Origin of the sequence: Micromonospora mangrovicola, assembly GCF_047200535.1 — a bacterium.
In the GTDB taxonomy this organism is placed as follows: Bacteria; Actinomycetota; Actinomycetes; order Mycobacteriales; family Micromonosporaceae; genus Micromonospora.
On record NZ_JBJZOG010000227.1, the window covers coordinates 1 to 1,492 of the forward strand.

Sequence of the window (1,492 nt, forward strand, 5' to 3'; positions counted from 1 at the left end):
TGCCGTGACCACAAACGTTCGCCGGGTTGGTTGCGGGGGAATTTGTCGTACTGGTGGTGTTGGGTGGGGTTGTGCCTCGTCGTCGTGATTCTGCCGCGCCTCGGGTGGTGCATCGCACCGCGCGTGTGGCGTTGCGGGTGACGTCAGGGCAGCGGCGGCGGTGTTTCGGGCTGCTGCGTTCGGCCGGTGACGTGTGGGCGTGTGTGTTGGAGGTCAACGGGTGGCGACGTCGCCGCCGGGATGCGCCGCTGGTGGGCTATCAGGAGTTGTGTCGGGAGCTGTCCGTGTCGGGGCCGGGCACCTTCGGGGAGTTGGATTCGACGGGTGCCCGGTCGGTGTTGCGGCGATTCTCCGACGCGTGGTTCGCGGCAGCGAAATGCCGCAAGGGCGGTGACGTGTCGGCGCGGTTCCCGCGGCGTCGCCGCGGGTTGATGCCGGTGCGCTGGTATCACGGCACGTTCACCCTCGACGGGCGTCGGGTCCGGGTCCCCTGCGCCAAGGGTGCTGCGCCGTTGTGGGTGCGGTTGGCGCGCGAGTTGCCGTATCCGGTCGAGCAGGTCCGCTCTGTCACGCTGCTGTGTGAGGGCGGCCGGCTGTTCCTGGACGTCACTGCTGAAGTGCCGGTCGCGACGTACCCGGCCGGTGAGGGACCGGACCCGGCCAGGGTGGCGGGGGTGGACCTGGGGATTATCCACCCGTACGCGGTGGCCGGCTCCGACGGTGCGGGGCTGTTGGTGTCGGGGCGGGCGATCCGCGCCGAGCATCGCATGCACCTGGCCGACACGAAGGCCCGCCGCCGTGCGGTCGCCCGGCGGGCGCCGAAACCGGGGCAGCGAGGGTCACGGCGGTGGCGTCAGTACCGGCGCCGGGCGCGGCAGGGGGAGAGCCGGCATCGGCGTCGGGTGCGTCAGGCCCAACACGAGGCCGCCCGCCAGGTCGTGTCCTGGGCGGTACGCCAGCGGGTCGGTGTGCTGCACGTCGGCGACCCGCGCGGCGTGCTCGACCTGGACGCGGGACGGCGGCACAACCTGCGGCTGCGGCAGTGGCAGATCGGCCGGCTCCTGCAGGTCCTCACCGACAAAGCTGTCCTCGCCGGCATCACCCTCCATCTCGTCGACGAACGTGGCACCTCGTCGACCTGCCCGTCCTGCCGGCGGCGGGTGCCGAAACCCCGCGGCCGGGCCATGTCCTGCCCACACTGCTCGTTTTCTGGGCACCGTGACCTCGTCGCGGCCGCCACCATCGCCACCCGCACCCCGGGCGGCGGAACCGCCACCCCCACGCCCGCTCGGGTGCCCGGGGTGGTCACGCACCGTCGAGCCGGACGACACCTCCCCGGTGCCGGCCAGTCCCGACGTGACCCCCGCCGCCAGGCGGCGCGAGGATCAGTTGGCCCGCGGAGGCCCGCCCCACCAGCCGGTGGGGAGTCGCTCGCCCAAAAGGCGAGGATCCACAACCCCCACCGGACACCCGGTGAACGTTGGTGGACACC

1 protein-coding gene is annotated in these 1,492 nt (G+C 72.5%); it reads left to right on the forward strand.

Annotated elements, in window-relative coordinates; all coding sequences use genetic code 11:
* Positions 1 to 26: 26 nt before the first annotated feature.
* Positions 27 to 1,492 (forward strand): RNA-guided endonuclease InsQ/TnpB family protein (locus ACL02O_RS34165; RefSeq protein WP_412822314.1); only part of this gene is annotated, 1,466 nt, incomplete at its 3' end.